The sequence below is a fragment of the Streptococcus mitis genome (assembly GCF_003942685.1).
Lineage (GTDB): Bacteria > Bacillota > Bacilli > Lactobacillales > Streptococcaceae > Streptococcus > Streptococcus mitis_CD.
In genome coordinates, this window is record NZ_RJNR01000012.1 from 34506 (window position 1) to 49727 (window position 15222).

Annotated in this window: 11 protein-coding genes; 2 read left to right on the forward strand and 9 right to left on the reverse strand. The window is 41.6% G+C overall.

Annotated features, from left to right (window positions below):
• Window positions 1-56 precede the first annotated feature (56 nt).
• Window positions 57-416: a DUF3397 family protein gene (locus D8855_RS08190; RefSeq protein ID WP_004269933.1), complete on the forward strand. Its 360-nt coding sequence runs from the start codon at window positions 57-59 to the stop codon at window positions 414-416.
• Between the two features lie 179 nt (window positions 417-595).
• Here the strand turns inward: D8855_RS08190 and bgaA are convergent, their stop codons facing one another.
• The 6 genes from bgaA to miaA all read right to left on the reverse strand — a co-directional run bounded on the left by bgaA (window position 596) and on the right by miaA (window position 12532).
• Window positions 596-7834: an LPXTG-anchored adhesin/beta-galactosidase BgaA gene (gene bgaA / locus D8855_RS08195; RefSeq protein WP_125416910.1), complete on the reverse strand. Its 7239-nt coding sequence runs from the start codon at window positions 7832-7834 to the stop codon at window positions 596-598.
• 246 nt (window positions 7835-8080) lie between these two features.
• The gene (locus D8855_RS08200; RefSeq protein WP_125409440.1) at window positions 8081-8836 is read right to left on the reverse strand and encodes an SDR family NAD(P)-dependent oxidoreductase; all 756 of its coding nucleotides are present in this window, start codon (window positions 8834-8836) and stop codon (window positions 8081-8083) included.
• A 20-nt stretch (window positions 8837-8856) separates the two neighbouring features.
• The gene (gene rnz, locus D8855_RS08205) at window positions 8857-9786 is read right to left on the reverse strand and encodes a ribonuclease Z (RefSeq protein ID WP_125409442.1); all 930 of its coding nucleotides are present in this window, start codon (window positions 9784-9786) and stop codon (window positions 8857-8859) included.
• Window positions 9787-9800: 14 nt separating this feature from the next.
• Window positions 9801-10424 (reverse strand): cystathionine beta-lyase, encoded by a 624-nt coding sequence (locus D8855_RS08210; protein WP_049551824.1) that lies wholly within the window; start codon window positions 10422-10424, stop codon window positions 9801-9803.
• Entirely contained in the window at window positions 10417-11655 is a 1239-nt protein-coding gene (hflX, locus tag D8855_RS08215) for a GTPase HflX (protein ID WP_042750923.1), read from the reverse strand. The genes D8855_RS08210 and hflX overlap by 8 nt, the downstream gene beginning before the upstream one ends.
• A complete protein-coding gene (gene miaA, locus D8855_RS08220) occupies window positions 11648-12532 on the reverse strand; it encodes a tRNA (adenosine(37)-N6)-dimethylallyltransferase MiaA (RefSeq protein ID WP_125409444.1) in 885 nt (294 codons plus the stop codon). Before miaA ends, hflX begins: the two co-directional genes overlap by 8 nt.
• Window positions 12533-12652: 120 nt before the next feature.
• On the opposite strand from miaA, the gene D8855_RS08225 reads away from it, so the two are divergent.
• Complete coding sequence (locus D8855_RS08225; protein WP_001051780.1) at window positions 12653-12823, forward strand: DUF3042 family protein; 171 nt, start codon at window positions 12653-12655, stop codon at window positions 12821-12823.
• Window positions 12824-12873: 50 nt separating this feature from the next.
• On the opposite strand, the gene D8855_RS08230 is transcribed toward D8855_RS08225, so the two are convergent.
• The 3 genes from D8855_RS08230 to D8855_RS08240 form a co-directional block, all read right to left on the reverse strand.
• Window positions 12874-13713: a thymidylate synthase gene (locus tag D8855_RS08230; protein WP_125409446.1), complete on the reverse strand. Its 840-nt coding sequence runs from the start codon at window positions 13711-13713 to the stop codon at window positions 12874-12876.
• A 98-nt stretch (window positions 13714-13811) separates the two neighbouring features.
• Window positions 13812-14771, reverse strand: a complete 960-nt coding sequence (locus D8855_RS08235; protein ID WP_031227726.1) for an ROK family glucokinase — start codon at window positions 14769-14771, stop codon at window positions 13812-13814.
• 103 nt (window positions 14772-14874) lie between these two features.
• Window positions 14875-15222 (reverse strand): Ltp family lipoprotein (locus D8855_RS08240; protein WP_185757578.1); only part of this gene is annotated, 348 nt, incomplete at its 5' end.

Consider the following 15222-nt stretch of genomic DNA (forward strand, 5'->3'; position numbering starts at 1 on the left):
CTTTCCTATAAATTCCTCTGTTTCTCGTTTCCATTAGCGATTTTTTATGATACAATATGGATATGATTTTAATGAAATTAGCATCTATTTTATTATTGATACTGACCTTAGTAGTCTGCATTATCATAACCAAACTTTTTAGATTAAAAAAACTAGGACGAAACTTTGCGGATTTGGCTTTTCCAGTCTTGGTATTTGAGTATTACTTGATTACAGCTAAAACCTTTACCCATAATTTCCTCCCTAGACTAGGCCTAGCCCTCTCTCTCCTAGCCATTATTCTCGTTTTTTTCTTCCTTTTGAAAAAACGTAGCTTTTACTATCCTAAATTCATCAAATTTTTCTGGCGTGCAGGATTCTTATTAACCCTTGTCATGTATATCGAGATGATTGTTGAATTGTTCTTAATGAAATAATTGAATCCCTAAACATTTTCTAGGGATTTTTGCTTTCTCTACAAAATAAGGTAGATAATAACACTATACAATTTTATACAAAGAAAATCCCTTAGAAACTTATATTCCAAGGGATTTATCTTCTATCTAAGACAAGAGTTTCTCTCCACTCTTTAATGATAACGAAAGTATCAAAATTTCTAGTCTTCTTTTTTACCTTTAGTGGCTACTAATCCTGCACTCAAACAGAGTAGAGCTAAACCTGCTGCTACTGTTTCTTGGCTTGTCACACTACCTGTATTTGGTAACTGGGCTTTATTAGTTTGACTAGCTTCACTTGGAGCAATTGGTTTTGTTTCTGCTTTTTCTGACACTTGTGGTTTTGTATCTACCGGCTGTACTGGTTTCGTTGTTTCACCAGCTGTACCGACTTCTATGATGCGATCCTGAGCCATAACTTTATCATAGCTATCCTTTTCAGTTCGCTTACCATTTTCAACCTCGATTAAGTGAACACGGACTCCTTGTCTTCCTTCTTGGAGGACTCGAGTTTGACCTACTGGAAGTTTATCGTTCTTTTGTTCCTGAACTTTGAAATCGATTGTTTCTTCTTCAATTACAAGTTCTGGTCTGTTAAGCACAAGATTTTTCACTTCGTCTTCTGGAAGAGAGGTGCCTGGTTTGGTTCCAACTTCCACGATACGATCTTGTGCCGCAACTTTATCGTAAGTTTCTTTAAGCTGACGTTTTCCATTTTCCACTTCAATCAAGTGAACACGGACGCCTTGTTTTCCTTCTTGGAGGACACGGGTTTCACCTAGATACAACTTATCAGACTTACGCTCCTGAACCTTGAAGTCAATGGTTTCTTCTTCGATTACAAGTTCTGGTCTGTTGAGGACAAGATTCTTCACTTCATCTTCTGGAAGGGCGGTGCCTGGTTTCGTTCCAACCAAGACGATGCGGTCTGTCGGTGCCTCTACCACTTCATGGAGTTTTTCTTCCTTACTTCCATCAGAATTAATTGCTGTAAAGATACGTTCCTTACCAACTTTTCCTTCTTGTTCTACACGAGTCTCACCTAGATAAAGTGTTGAATCTTTTTTCTCAACTGTCTTGTAGGCCAAATCGTTTTCAACAAATTCAAGTTTTGGAAGTTCCTCCTGTACAGCAGCAACTGTCTTCTCAGAAACTGGTTTTTCCTTAGTCAACTGGATACGGTATTCCTTAACTTGTTTTCCACTTTCTGAAACGAGGCGAACAAGTACTGGAAGGCTGTCTTCTCCACTATCTACAACTGTTGAAGCTACTTGATTGGTTTCTTCAACTGAGACTTTTGGACGTTGACCTTTATAGGTAATTTGATAATCTTGACGATTTTCAGCGAAATCAGCAAGTTCTTTTCCATCTACAAGAATCTTCGATTGAGTACTTTCTTGAGGCAATTCGCTTGGTGCAAGGAAGGTCATCTCAATCATCGCAACACCGCTCTTATCTGCTTTACGCTCCATACGCCATCTCATGGCTTTAGCTTTGACAGCTTTAAATGTTACGTTGATTTCATCACCAGCTGCAATGTCTTTATCCACACGATAAGGAACAGCTTCCCAATTTTCTGGATTGTTAAATGGATGGCCTGATTCGTATGCTTGGTAGTTTGAATAGTAGGTCGGCACTTCAAAGTCTGGGCCAATATAACGTTCCAAAACAAGTTTAGATGGTGCATCTGTACCACTATCTGCAAAGAAGTGAAGTTTGGCTTGCGCAACAGTCCGCTCTACAATCTTACCATTTTCACGGAAGATGACGCCTGCTGATACTTCTGGATTGGTAGACGGTCTTGCAGACCAGTTTGTCCAACGACGATTTTCAGAGTGATCTCTATCATTGATATAGTCTACACGGTCATGAGAACTGTCGTCAATATCATTAGTTGCTGAAGCAAAGGCCTGGTTACTGTTTTCATCATAGTTAGGGTTATCTGAAAGAGCCTCACCAAGTTTATCTGTCACTCGTACAGTGAACTCTGCAGTAAGATTGCTACCAAGGACACGACCTCGAACAGTAAATTGACCTGCTTTTGTCAGATTTTCTGCTGGAACTTCTTCCCATTCAACTGTCAGGTCTTTTGTTTCGTAGCCGTCTTTACCTGTGAAGTAAACCGGAACCTTAGTTGGCAATTCAAGTGGTTGGTCTAGTTGCAACAAGCGAGCTTGTTTAACTGCAGCAACTGGTTTACGAGAAAGTAAGTCTTTATCCTTAGTGAAGTGCAGACGGTATTCTCCTAAGATGTCGCCATTTTCAGCTTTCGCGATGACACGAACTGGCTCACCTTCACGAACACTTGGAACGACGGTTGCGAGACCATTGTTGCTAACACTTGCTGTGACTGCGGGAACTTTTCCATCTACAGACTCAAGGTAGTAGTCTGTCAAATCAGGGTTGAAGTTTGCTAAGTCTTTGCCGTCAACTTGTATTCTTGTTTGTCCTTGTTTGGCTGCCGCAACTTGTTTCGCAAAGATTTGTACTTCTGTGATAGACGTTCCACGCTTGTTATCTGCTTTAACCATGCGAATGCGAACAGCATAGGTTTCAACTTTATCAAAGCTAAAGTGATTCATTTCTCCAGCCTTGAGTTGTTCTGGAGCTTTTAGATTAGTCACTTGTTTCCAATTAGCAGGATCATTAAAGACATGGTTTTCATTACCGACAAAGCTAGGATTCTTAGGAGCTGTTGGAACAGTCTTACCAACATAATACTCTATCACATAAGATTTCGGTGCACCGACTCCATGGTCTTCGTGGAATCCGACACTTAGATTATCAACGGAGCGTTTGCTCAAGATACCGGAATCTCCGAACAGAACACCGACTGAAGCTTCTGGATTACTACGATTCCAGTTTGTCCAACGATTGGCTGGTCGGTCATTAAAGGAAATCAATTTATCGTTGACATTTGAAACAGGGTCGGTTGGATTTGAATCTGAAGCAAAGGCAAGTGGCAATTCTGAACCGGTCCATTGGTCAGAAATGTTTGCACCTTGCTCAGTTTGAGCAGATACGCGAACATGAAGTTTAGTTGTTAATTGAGTACCTTCTAAGCGACCATTAACTGTAAAGACACCTTCCTTAGCGTATTGCTCTGGACGAATCGCATCCCATGCAACCTTAGCTGATGAAACGTGACCATTTGAATCATATGTACGAACGCTTTCTGGTAATTGTGGTGCTTCTGCGATTGGAGTTGTCACACTAACTTCTTCAACTGAAACGATGCCTTCTACAGATACTTTAGCACGCGCTTCAAGGTCAATGCCTTCAACTTTACCTAACACTTCAAAGCTTTGATAGTGGTCTAGTTTTTCTTTCGGAATAGCTTGCCAAGTGACTTTGTGAGCTTTAGGGAAACCTTTGTCATACTCAACCGTTACTGTTGATGGAAGAGTAGGTTCTTGGTGTAAATCTGTCACTACATTTACAGGACGGATGGATTGCGCAATCTTCTTCTCAGTATTGGCTTGTATAGTGAGATTGATTTGACCTGTAGCACCCTCATATTCAGCTTTCAGAGTAAGTGCTCCTGGTTTATGCAACTCAAGCATTCCTTTTCGGACTGCAACTTCCCCTTCACCACTTGTAGAGAAGCTCACCTTATCAGCTGGTAATACAGCTTGCGTTCCATCTTGATAATGAGCTCGAACCGACAAGTTGACTGTTTGGTCTTCTTTGAGACCGTCAGCTTGTTCCACTTGCAAGCTCAAGTGAGCAATTTTTGGTGCTTCTTCTAGGAATTGAATTGCATAGGTTTGAAGAGGGCCACCATCTTTAGACTGAACAAAGATGCTCGCACGCATGCCGTTTGCTGCGCTTGCTTGAAGAACTGTAACATCAGCATTTTCAGCACTTGCTATGACTTCTGGCAATTGGGCACCATAAGCAAGAGTGCGGTATTGCATTGGTTGTTGACTAGTAAGCCCTGTTACTGCCTCACCACCAACAGTAACAGTTGGCACTACAGGTGCTGCAACTTTTCCTTCTTCTACCACAAGGGTTGCATGAATAGTTTCTCCAGCTAACTGACCAGTCATTTGAATACGTGATCCTGCTACTGAAAGTTTGGCTTTATCTGCTTCCGCAATCTCCCAGCTATCTACTTCGTACTCTTGTACACTTCCATCGGTTACAAGTATTGACACATATTTATCTACAGTGTTCAAATCTGCTCCTGGAGCAACACGTTTAACTGTTGGTAATTCTTTCGCAATTGCTAGAACCTCAACACGAGCCTCTACCTCACGTCCATTTGCTGTACCTTTAGCAGTCACAACTCCTGCTTGACTAACATCGACTTGAGACCAAGTTACTGGAAGTTTTTCACGACTACCATCGCTGTATACAAAACCTACTGTTTTCGGCATTTTTGGATCTTTACCAATTAATGTACGAACTCTTGCTACTTCTGTCCCTAAAACAGTTTTTTCTTGTCCTTCTTTTTTACCAGTAAAGACAGTTACTTGACTAGATTTCAAGAGATCTGAATGGGCTGTCAGTGTGAATTTACCTGCTTGTTCAGTTGATTTGACAATGGCAACACCTTTACCATTAAATGCTTTACGAATCCAAGAACCATCTGCTTGCGCCTTATAGCGTTCACGGCTGGCTTGTTCCCCGTTATCGACACCGACAAGTTGGCCTTGTCCGTGCAATTGGAAGCGAACCAGATTATTGGCAGTTGGTACTACATTCCCTTGACTGTCAACAATTTCATAGTAGATGTATGTCAAGTCTTTTCCATCTGCTGCGATTGCATGATCTTCTTTGATAAGACGAACAGCCGCTGGCTTACCAGCAGTCGTAATCTTGTCACGTGCAATTTCTTTACCAGCTTCATCACGAGCAATTGCTTCCAAGGTACCTGGTTGATAAGCAACTTTCCATTCAAGATAAAGTTCATTAGCATTAGCACCTTCTTGGTAAGTTCGTCCATCGCTAGTTTGTTTTTTGTTGAAAGTCTTAAGACCGAGAGATTTTCCATTCAAGAACAATTCTACACTTGCAGCATTAGAATAAGCACGTACAGGGATTTTATTTTCCGCGTCTGCTACATTGTCTATCAACTCTTTGTTTTCCCAGTTCCAGTGAGGAAGAAGGTGAACCATTGGTTTTTTCTTGGCAGAAACCCATTGACTTTGGTAAAGATAAAAATCATTTTTTGGAATACCTGCAGTATCTACGATACCAAAGTAAGAGCTTTTAACTGGCGTGTTGTTTTGGTTGTGCCATGGAGTTGGTTCACCGATATAGTCCGTACCTGTCCAAATGAATTGACCAGCATAGCCAGCATTGTCACGGTCAAATGTCCATGAAGCAGTTGCCGTTTTACCCCAACCAACACGGTCATTTCCATAATCTGACTGTTCATAGTTACGCCATGACTGATTACTTTGTACCCACTCACGCTCTGGGTGGAAGTAACTTCCTCTTGTACGCGTTGCTGAAGATGTTTCTGACCCATAAATCAACCAGTTTGGATGCTTAGCTCTAAGGGCTTTGTAATTATCTTCAGAGTAGTTAAATCCAACAGCATCGAGTTCATCAGCAATTTTTTCATGCCCACCGCTACCATTACCGAAACGGAACTTATCTGCTCCCATGGTAACATAACGAGTTTTATCAACATCCTTGATAACTTTGACTAGACGTTTAACAGTCGCTAGAGAATGAGGATCCCCATTTGCTTCACCGATTTCATTTCCGATTGACCACATAAAAACAGCAGGATTATTTTTGTCTCTCTCTACCATAGTACGTAAATCGTAGTCGGACCATTTTTCACCTTTTTTAGCCTCAGGATGGGTAGCATCTTTTTCAAAGAAACGTCCGTAGTCATAAGGTTTCTTTCCACCATACCAAGTATCAAAGGCCTCTTCTTGAACAAGTAAGCCAAGTTCAGCTGCAATCTGTAAAGTCTGAGGACTTGCTGGGTTGTGAGTCGTACGAATCGAATTCACCCCCATTTCCTTCATCTGTTTCAGTCTACGGTACTCAGCCTTGTAGTTTTCTTCTGCTCCAAGCGCTCCGTGGTCATGGTGCAAGGAAACTCCATGGAATTTAATGCGTTCACCATTCAAAGAGAAGCCCTCATTTGGAGTCCAGTTATAATATCGGTAACCAAACAGATCTTTCTTAGCATCAACTAATTGACCGTCCCGGTAAACACGTGTAACTAATTCATACAAGGCCGGTTTGTCATTTAAAACCGTCCAGAGTTTTGGTCTTTCAACTTCTAAAATCGCATCAAGACTAGTTACTTCATGTGCTTTCAAGGTACGGCTCTCTGTACGTACTAGACCTGTCACAGCCTGACCACCACGTTCAACGATTTGATATTCTGCTACAAGTTGATGGTCTTTGTCGTCCGTATTGATAATTTTGCTGGTCACATGAGTTTCAACCTTGCCGTGTTGCTGTTGTTCAAGTTTTGGTGTTAAGATGGTTGTCCCATTTTTCTCAACATGAACTTTATCTGTCACTTGTAAAGTCACATCACGGTAAATACCGCTACCTGAATACCAACGGCTGCTTGGTTGTTTGTTGACTGCATGAACAGCAATTACATTCTCACGTCCATCTTTGTTCAAATAGTTAGTGATGTCATATGAAAATTGGTTATAACCATTTGGGTAATGACCCACTAACTGACCATTGACATAAACTTGAGAATCCATGTAGACGCCATCAAAAGTGAGGCGAACATTTTTCTTGAGATCTTTTTCATCTAGTTTGAAAGTCTTGCGATACCAAGCTTCCCCACCGTTAAGCTGTCCACCTTCATTTTGTGCAGGAGATTCATGATCAAAATCATTAAAGATACTCCAGTCATGCGGTAAATCTAATTTTTTCCACGTAGATACATCTGCATCCGGTTTAATGGCTTCCTTAGAATTTGCATTGAGTTTAAAGTGCCAATTTTGGTTAAAATTCACTTTTCTGTCTTCAATCATTTGGTTGACTTCTTCATTTGTCACAGCTTTAACATCTTCCTTGAGCGGTTTTTCTTGACTTGAAGCTTGTGATTCTATCTTTGAAGCTTTTTCTTCAGATTTTGAAGATGCTTTTTCCTCTTTTGGAGTCACTGCTTCATCTTCTTTCTTCTCAGATGAAATAGACTCAGTGGCACTAGGTTGTTTTTGTGCTGTACTTTCAACTATATTTTTAGTTTCCAAAGCTTGATCAACCTTTTCTTCTACTATCGGTTTTTCCTCTTTAGGTTTCTCAGCAGTACGAGTAATAGGTGTTTCATCCGCATTAACTACAGATTCTCCAGCTATATTTCCTGCGAATAGAACTGCACAAGTTCCAATCATTACTGAGCAAGCTCCTACAGCAAATTTACGAATGCTATAGACTCTTTTCCGATTCCAATGGCTTTTTTCCATAAAATCCTCCTTTTAGTAATCGCTTTCATTTTTATGTAAGCGCATACTTTTAATAGTCTTTTACCCTTATTTTATTAAATAATATAGGAATTTTCAATACTCTAGCATATAAAATAATATTTTTGATTGTTTTTTCTAAAATTTGTAGAAGAATTTTAAAAAAACTGAATGTAGTTTTAAAAGAAAAAATACTTATTAACCTTTAAATTAAAAGAAGTAAAAAAGTCCCTTTAAAAGGAACTTCTACTATTTATAATTAAAAGTTTCCCCTGCCAGCTTATCAGCTAGCTTTGGAAAAAGAGTATAAAACTTATGGGCTAGGTTCAACAACATCGGGAGATTGAGTTCTCGTTTGTTTTTTCCTATAATCTTGACAATCTTTTTAGCCACTGCATCTGGTTTCAACAGGAAGCGTTCAACCGACTTGAGATAGCTTCCATCTGGGTCGGCTTGGTCGAAAAATCCTGTGCGGATTGGTCCTGGATTGACAGTCGTTACGTAAATACCATAAGGCATCAGTTCGAGGCGTAAGGCATTTGAAAAACCAATGGCCGCAAACTTGGTAGCAGAGTAGAGACTAGACTTACCAGTAGCGATCAAACCTGCCATGCTAACAATATTGATGATATGGCCTTTTCGACTTTCCTTCATTCGAGCCGCAAGGCGACGAGACAGATTCATTAGGGCAAAGGTATTGACCTCGAACATCTGATGAATATCTTGGTCGGAAATCTGGTCAAATTCCTCAAAAATCCCGTAACCAGCGTTGTTTACCAAAACATCAATCTCGTCATAGCGGAGATGAAGGTCTGCTAGCAGAGTTTCTAAGGCTGAATCATCGGTAATATCGATTTCAATCAATTCTGCATAGGGATGGTTTCCGTAGAGTTGGACTAATTTTTCCTTATTTCGACCAAGTAAGATGAGTTGGTCATTTGGCAAGAGTTTGACCATTTCTTGAGCTAGGCCACCGCTAGCACCTGTAATGAGAATAGTAGGCATACTTATCCTTTCCCAAGCTTTTAGATTTCCACTTCTTCCAAGTCTTTGACCACATGGACATTTTCAAAAACACTAGCAGCGTCTTTTTTGAGCTTGCTGATATCTTTTGAGAGAAAACGGGCACTGATATGGTTGAGCAAGAGGCGTTTGGCTCCTGCTTCTACCGCTACTTGTGCCGCTTGCATATTAGTAGAGTGGCCATGGTTACGAGCAATTTTTTCATCACCCTTGCCATAAGTCGATTCATGGATAAGGACATCGGCATTGACAGCCAGACGCACACTGGCATCCGTTTTTCGAGTGTCTCCTAAAATAGTGATAATTTTACCTGGACGTGGAGCTGAGATATAGTCTGCTGCCTTGATTTCAGTACCGTCTTCCAAAACAACATCCTGGCCGTTTTTGATTTTCCCAAAAAGTGGGCCAAATGGGACACCAGCAGCCTTGAGCTTTTCAGCATCTAAGGTACCTTCTAGGTCCTTTTGCATGACACGATAGCCAACGCAGAAAATAGTGTGGTCCAACTCCTCTGCATACACTGTGAATTTATCGGTCTCAAGGATTTTTCCTAAAGAATCTTGGTCAAACTCATGAAAATGAATACGGTAAGGCAGGCGCGAACCTGACACACGAAGGCTGGTTAAGACAAAGGACTTGATCCCTTGAGGTCCATAGATTTCCAAATCCGTCTGCTCTTCATTAGCCTGAAAGGCTCGACTAGAAAGGAAACCTGGTAAGCCAAAAATGTGGTCTCCATGCAGGTGGGTGATAAAAATTTTGCTGACCTTACGTGGTCGAATTGTGGTTTCCAGAATGCGATTTTGCGTTCCTTCTCCACAGTCAAATAGCCAGACTTCGTTAATCTCATCCAATAATTTCAGAGCGAGACTTGAAACGTTGCGGGCTTTAGAGGGCTGACCAGCCCCCGTTCCTAAAAATTGAATATCCATTCGATACTTTCTAATTAATCAATATATAACATGGCTGTGCGGTTTTCCGATCGGAAATAGCGCTTGCCAGAAAAAGCTGTGGCTTCTTGTAATAACTCCTCTTGGCTGTAGCCTTTGAGACGCTTACGACCGTCAGCCAAGCTTTCCAAATCTGTCAAAGCTGTAAGATTTTCCACGCTAACAACTTCCTCGTCCTCGACAGCCTTCATGTAAATCTTGCCAGACTCCTCAAAGACTAGCTGATGGGGAAAAATTTGTGCAATTTCAAAGAGTAAGTCATCCGAAATCTTCTCTTCATTCTCAGAGAAAATTCGACCAAGACCCTCACTCTCATAGCAAAAACCAAAGGATTTACCAGACAGATTAAGACGAATAAAAGGCTTGTTTTCGAGTGTGAAACTCGGCTCAGTATTGTAAAGATTCAGTTCCTGACTGAGTTCCGCAAAATAATCCGTCGCTGCCTCAGGACTCTTTTTTTGGTAAAGTTCTGCAAAGTAAGCATTGACCACGCTGGGCGGAGGTGTGATAAGTGCCAACTGCTCCTGCTCTGTCTTGCCAGCTAGAAGCTGATCCAGATAGACCTTGTCCAGACTTGTATAGCCTCCATATTTTAGAGCCAAGGTTTTGATATCAGTCATAAAATTCTTCTAACCTCCATTTGTTTTTCTCAGAAATGTAGCCTGTAATGACTTCGCCATCCTCTTGATAGTCACGTTCTTCCAGAATCGCAACACTTTCCAAATCATGAATCTTGTAGGACTTAGAAAAAGGCACGCGCAGAGTAAAGGATTCAAAAATATTCTTGATTTTCTCTAAAAATAGTGCCTGCAAGTTCTCGCGACTATCCTCAGACTTGGCAGAAATGAGGGCATAAGGAGTTTGGGTAGGCGTAAAATCTTCGACCAAATCCGCTTTATTATAAAGGGTCAGGCGAGGAATATCCTCCATTTCCAAGTCTTTCATGATGGACAAGACTGTTTTTTCATGCTCTTCGTGGTAAGGATTGCTGGCATCAATGACATGAACCAGAAGATCCACATGCTTGCTTTCTTCCAAGGTTGACTTAAAACTGGACACCAACTCTGTCGGCAAATCTTGGATAAAACCAACCGTATCAGTTAAAGTCACCTGTAGATTGCCCCCAAGATGGATACTCTTAGTCGTCGCATCTAGAGTCGCAAATAGCTCGTCAGCCTCATACTGGGTCTTACTGGTCAAGGTGTTCATGATGGTTGATTTCCCGGCATTGGTATAACCAATCAAACCAATCTTAAAGGTGCTAGACTCCAGACGTTTTTCTCTGACTGTTGCACGATTTTTCTCAACCACCTTGAGCTGACGCTCGATATCCGTGATTTGATTGCGAACGCTACGACGGTTCAGCTCCAGCTGGCTTTCACCAGGTCCACGGGAACCAATTCCCCCTGCCTGACGACTGAGCATAATCCCCTGACCAACCAAACGAGGCAAGAGGTATTTGAGCTGGGCTAGGTGAACTTGGAGCTTCCCTTCATGGCTTCGAGCCCGCATGGCAAAGATATCCAAAATCAACTGCATACGGTCAATAACCTTGACACCCAGAACTTCCTCTAGATTGACATTCTGCCGTGGAGTCAAGCGGTTATTGACGATGACAGTGGTAATTTCTTCTGCATCTACCATAAGCGCAATCTCTTCTAACTTACCAGAGCCGACGAAGGTCTTGGAATCATATTTTTCACGTTTTTGTCTGTAACTATCTACAACGACTGCCCCAGCTGTCTTAGCTAGACTGGCCAATTCTTCCATAGAGAGATCAAAATTGTCCATGCCCTGCAATTCTACACCAATGAGCAGGACCCGTTCCTCTTTTTTCTCCGTTTCAATCATCTAAAAACTCCTCTATCTGGCTTAAAATTCGGTCTTGCACACCAGTTTCTCCAATCTGATAAAAGGTGACCTGCATGCGATTACGGAACCAGGTCAACTGACGCTTGGCAAAACGACGAGTCGCCTGTTTGAGACTCTCACTAGCTTCCTCCAAGGTTTGCTCTCCACGGAAATAAGGAAAGAGTTCCTTGTAGCCAATTCCTTTAGCAGCCTGCACATCAGGGTAATGGTCAAAAAGCCACTTAGCTTCATCCAAAAGCCCAGCCTCAAACATTAGATCTACTCGGCGATTGATACGCTCATAAAGCTGACTGCGCTCATCGTCCAAGCAGATAATCAGCGGTTCATACAAGGTCTCTTGATTTTCCAAATCCTGACCAAAATGGGCAATTTCCAAGGCACGCATAGCACGACGACGATTAAACTGGGGAATTTCAAGACCTGCTTGCTCTACCAGATGGGCTAACTCCTCATCTGAAAAAGATTCTAAACTAGCTCGATAAGCTAAAATTTCCTCATGTGGTATCTCTCCACCGAGATGATATCCTTCTAGTAGACTCTGTATGTAAAGCCCTGTTCCACCAGCGATAATGGCAAGCTTGCTACGGCTGTGAATATTCTCAATAGCCATCTTAGCTTCTGAAACAAAATCAAAAGCCGAGTAAGACTCGGTTACCTCTCTAACATCGATTAAATGATGAGGAACAGCTGCCTGCTCTTCTGAACTAGCCTTAGCCGTCCCAATATCAAGTCCTCGATAGACTTGTTGGCTATCTCCACTAACCACTTCGCCATTAAAACGCTTGGCCACTTCAATGGCAAGGGCTGTTTTTCCAACAGCAGTCGGTCCAACAATCACAATTATTTTTGTTTTCATCTTTTTTCCTTGAAAAATTCCCATTTTTTCGTTACTATTATTATAACACAAAAAGGTCAGTCAGAAAAATGTGACCTCTTAAGGGGGCTGGCTGATTGAGAATATAAAGGAGGAAGACTCATGGCTAAAGGATTTGCTAAAGGTCTTGTAACAGGTGTCGCAGGAACTGTCGCTGCCGTCGCAGGTGCAGTATACGCATTTAAAAAGAAAGTGATCGAACCAGAAGAGCAAAAAGCAGCTTTCATCGAAGAAAACCGTAAAAAAGCAGCTCGTCGCCGCGTATCACGTTAAAAAACAAAAGAAGTTGGGATTTATTTTCTCAACTTCTTTTTTCTATTCTTTTAAATAGCTAGGTCAAACTTCAACTGCGGCTTGACAGGGTCATAATCCACCAACTCAAAGTCCTCTGCTTTGATATCAAAGAAATTAGTCTTATCTGGCACATTCAAGACCAAACGTGGTTGGCAGTTTGATGGCTCACGACGGAGCAATTCCTGAGCTTGTTCAAATTGATTATCATAGATATGGAGGTTGTTGATAAAGTAGAAGAACTTACCAACCTTCCAGCCAAAATGCTTGGCAATCATCATTTGAAGAGCCACATACTGCATAGCATTGATATGGTGGGCCACCAGCATATCATTCGAACGCTGAGTCAAGGTCGCATCCAGATAGATTTCTCCGTCTACACGGCGGACATCAAACATGGTCTGAAAGGCACATGGGAGGAGGCCCTCTGTCTCCTCAAAAGCTTGGTAATCCCAGAGCGAAATGATATTGCGACGATTCCAAGGATTAGCTTCCAACTGTTTAAGGATCTTATTGATGATATCGTGTTTCTTAACGACTGCCCCGTAACGCTCACCAATAGTTCCCGTATCTCCCACCTCCCAGTCATTCCAGTAGTGAACATTGTACTTGCTATTTAGCACTTCTAAGCTATTAGACTGGTCTTGGTAGATCCAGAGCACTTCCTTGATGGCGGATTTGATGGCAATAGGACGCAAGGTTGTGATGGGGAATTCCCCCTTTGCCAAGTCATACTCGGCAAAGGCACCCGTTACATACTTGGAATTGGCAACTGTCCCATCCTTGTACTTAGGACGGGCCTGCTCAGAAAAGACACCGTCTTTGAGGATTCGTTCAATATTTTCTTTAAAAATCGTATCTGCTTTTGTCATTTACTCTCACCTCATTTATTGTCCTAACTAGTATAGCATAAAAAAAGAAAGGAGGAAAATCACTCGCTTCTGGAAAGCAATTTTCTCCTTTTTCTATCTTATTGCAATACAAGTGATGCTGCTCCAATGACTCCAGCGTCATTTCCTAGAGTTGCAAGAGCTAATTTTGTTGATGTGCGTACTTGTGGGAAAGTATTTTCATCGTAGACTTTTTGAACACCTTGTAGAAGGAATTCTCCTGCAGCTGACACACCACCACCGATAACAATTGTTGATGGGTTTAGGATTGAACCAATGTTAGCACAAGCGATTCCCAAGTAACGTGAGAAGTTACGGTAAACGATCAAAGCAAGGTCGTCTCCTTCTTTTGCAAGATCAAAGACAGTCTTAGCGGTTACTTCTTCTCCATTATCAATCAAGCGTTTCAAAGCTGCATCGCCTTCGTATTCATCGGCATAGCGACGAGTCAAGTTGACAATCCCTGTTGCAGAAGCGACTGTCTCAAGACAGCCTTTCTTACCACAGGTACATGCGATTGGTTGGTCAAAGTCAACAGTGATGTGGCCAAGCTCACCTGCTGCACCAGCAACACCGTGAAGCAATTTGCCTTCTGCAACGATACCGCCACCAACACCAGTACCGAGTGTCATAAAGACAACATCTGGTTGGTTATCACCAGCACCCATCCAGCGCTCACCGAGAGCGGCCACGTTGGCATCATTATCGATGAAAAATGGAATGCCCAAGGCTTTTTCAATCTTTTCTTTAATTGGTTGAAGGGTTTTCCAGTTGAGGTTGTAGGCACCAATAACAGTTCCTTTTTCACGGTCAACCACACCAGGTGATCCCATTCCAATACCTTGGAAGTCTGCTGCTGCCAATCCAAGCAAGTCCAAACGATGTTGAATAGACTCAATCATATCATCTACGATATGACTTCCCTCATCCAAAATGTTGGTCTTGATAGACCATTTTTCTTGGATCTCTCCTGCTGTTGTCAAGATTGCAAATTTGATAGAAGTTCCACCAAGGTCAATCCCAATAATCTTTTGACTCATCGTCTTCTCCTTTTTAATTGAAAATGCTTACAGATATAGTATAACAAAATCATTAGATTTGTGCAAAGCTTTGCATGAAAAAGTTACATCTAATAATTAATAACTATTTATCCCCTAGTTTTTGAATTGCATAATTAGCTTCTTCTTCTGTAAATCCTCCATCATAAGGCGAGACTAGCCGTCTATGTATTTCCAATTTCGATATTTTATTATATTTTCTATAATCCCTTGCTGTAGCTAAGGCATTCGCCTTATAGTCTGCTTGCAAATGATTGATAGCATATTGTGCAGTGTCACTATTAAAACCTTCAAAAATTAACATCCTATAAATTCTTTTTTTTGACAAATGAATCCTATTATAAGCTTGTGCTTCCTTTAAAGCTGCTGAGTATGGATTCCCGTTTGCCGGTTTTGGTTGCCGCACACCATCGTATCCTACATAGTAACGGCC

What these genes read in the sequence shown, in the direction of transcription:
- D8855_RS08190 (WP_004269933.1), top strand. Translation starts at nt 57, where the DNA reads ATGGATATGATTTTAATGAAATTAGCATCTATTTTATTATTGATACTG.
- bgaA (WP_125416910.1), bottom strand. Translation starts at nt 7,834, where the DNA reads ATGGAAAAAAGCCATTGGAATCGGAAAAGAGTCTATAGCATTCGTAAA.
- D8855_RS08200 (WP_125409440.1), bottom strand. Translation starts at nt 8,836, where the DNA reads ATGCCTACTATTCTCATTACAGGTGCTAGCGGTGGCCTAGCTCAAGAA.
- rnz (WP_125409442.1), bottom strand. Translation starts at nt 9,786, where the DNA reads ATGGATATTCAATTTTTAGGAACGGGGGCTGGTCAGCCCTCTAAAGCC.
- D8855_RS08210 (WP_049551824.1), bottom strand. Translation starts at nt 10,424, where the DNA reads ATGACTGATATCAAAACCTTGGCTCTAAAATATGGAGGCTATACAAGT.
- hflX (WP_042750923.1), bottom strand. Translation starts at nt 11,655, where the DNA reads ATGATTGAAACGGAGAAAAAAGAGGAACGGGTCCTGCTCATTGGTGTA.
- miaA (WP_125409444.1), bottom strand. Translation starts at nt 12,532, where the DNA reads ATGAAAACAAAAATAATTGTGATTGTTGGACCGACTGCTGTTGGAAAA.
- D8855_RS08225 (WP_001051780.1), top strand. Translation starts at nt 12,653, where the DNA reads ATGGCTAAAGGATTTGCTAAAGGTCTTGTAACAGGTGTCGCAGGAACT.
- D8855_RS08230 (WP_125409446.1), bottom strand. Translation starts at nt 13,713, where the DNA reads ATGACAAAAGCAGATACGATTTTTAAAGAAAATATTGAACGAATCCTC.
- D8855_RS08235 (WP_031227726.1), bottom strand. Translation starts at nt 14,771, where the DNA reads ATGAGTCAAAAGATTATTGGGATTGACCTTGGTGGAACTTCTATCAAA.